General features: G+C 71.7%; 2 protein-coding genes. One reads left to right on the top strand and one right to left on the bottom strand.

Annotated elements, in window-relative coordinates; all coding sequences use genetic code 11:
- Positions 1-265: GNAT family N-acetyltransferase (locus ACFFNX_RS49605; protein ID WP_378213455.1), on the top strand; the 265-nt coding region annotated here is incomplete at its 5' end.
- Here ACFFNX_RS49605 and ACFFNX_RS49600 read toward each other — a convergent pair.
- Positions 244-1,071, bottom strand: a complete 828-nt coding sequence (locus tag ACFFNX_RS49600; RefSeq protein WP_378213454.1) for a siderophore-interacting protein — start codon at positions 1,069-1,071, stop codon at positions 244-246. The genes ACFFNX_RS49605 and ACFFNX_RS49600 overlap by 22 nt on opposite strands.
- Positions 1,072-1,552: the final 481 nt, after the last annotated feature.

The raw sequence follows: 1,552 nt of genomic DNA, 5'->3' as shown, positions 1-1,552 counted from the left end.
CGCGCCGTCCGTCGGGCTGATCGCCGGGGTCGCGGTGCACCCCGGCGCCCGCGGGCTGGGGCTCGGCCGTACGGTCTGCGCGTTCGTCGCCGCCGAGGCCGTGGCCCGGCACGGCACCGCGGCCCTGATGGTGGACGAGTGGAACCGGACCGCTGTGCGGCTCTACCAGGGGCTGGGCATGCGGTACCGGCCGCTGCTCGCCGCCCACGTCCGGGAGGCCACGGCGGCCCGCGCCGATGGGCGTCAGGGCTGTGCGCGCCAGTAGCCGCAGAACATGATGTTGTCCTTGGGGAGGCCGGAGGCGACCCAGTGCCGGCGCACGCCGGTGGCCAGCGCCTGCTCGCCGACGACCCAGCCGTAAGTGGGTTCCTGGGGAAGACGCAGCCCGATCGCCTCGCGATAGGCGAACTGCCCCGCGGGCAGGCCGGTGGTGGCACGAGGGAGCCAGTCGACCGTCACACCGGGCGGGCCGGTGAGCTCCTGGCGGTCGGCCTCATCCGGGATCTCGACGATGGCGTGGCCGCGGGCATCGTGGGGCAGGCTGTCGAGGATGCCGGCGACGGCCGGGAGGCCGGTCTCGTCCGCGACGAGCACGACGTGGCGGGTGCCGGGTGGGGGGTTGAAGCCGATGCCCTCGTCGAGGATGGCGACCGGGTCCTCGGGCCGGCAGGTCTGCGCCCAGGCGGAGGCCGGCCCGGCGGTGCCGTCGTCGGGCGAGCCGTGCAGGACGACGTCGACGTCGAGTTCGGGACCTTCGGGCCCGTCCGGCCGATAAGCGCGAACGCTGTAGTTTCGCAGCACCGGGCGGACGTTTTTCGAGACGGTCAGGAACCGCAGGTAGGAAACCATGTCGAGCCTCTTGGGCACTTTGGCGAGCGACCCGCCGCCCACCGGCAGGAACAGCCGGAACCACTGGTCGTAGCCCATCGGCTTGAAGCGGTCGATATCGCCGCGCCCGAGCGTCACCCGGGCGAAGTTCGCGGAGATGCGCTCACGCCGCAGCACGTTGAGGACGAGCAACCCGCCAGAGGCGGGCTTGACCCGTGTGGACCTGATGTTCGTACGCGCCATGACGGTGGTCCTCCCTGGGGTGACGACGGCCGCGTGCCCGTCGACGACGGATCGGAAGGACTAAGGTAAGCCTTACCTAACATCCGGCGCCACACCTTGTGGCGAGTTGCCCACCGCGGGCATGGCCGAGGCCTCGACGGAGAGCCGGACCCATTCACCGCGTCCGCGGAATGGCCGCGGAACCGTTTCGACCGGGCGGGAAAACGGCGGATAGGTCACAGCCGCCCGCAGAGAACACACTTGACCTGTTTGTCCCGATAAGATGCCGCCACGGCTTTTTTTAAAGAAGGTCGAGGGGGGTCGCCATTCACGGCGAGGAGCGGGGAGGGTGAGTGTGACCGGCCACGAGCCTGACGACGATCCGAACGCGGACCCGCCGCCCGAGGACCCCTGGGCGTTCCCTCCCCCGCCGCCTCCCGCCGGCTGGGGTCACGGTGACGCCGCGCCGCCCGCCGCTCTGCCGCCCTGGGCCACGCCGCCC

Origin of the sequence: Actinoallomurus acaciae, from assembly GCF_042429965.1 — a bacterium.
GTDB lineage: Bacteria > Actinomycetota > Actinomycetes > Streptosporangiales > Streptosporangiaceae > Actinoallomurus > Actinoallomurus acaciae.
The sequence above is the reverse complement of the archived record's forward strand: the minus strand, read 5'-3'. Positions and strand labels throughout refer to the sequence as shown.

Bases quoted from the DNA above. Each gene is read 5' to 3' on its own strand.
- ACFFNX_RS49600 (WP_378213454.1), bottom strand. From the start codon at position 1,071: ATGGCGCGTACGAACATCAGGTCCACACGGGTCAAGCCCGCCTCTGGC.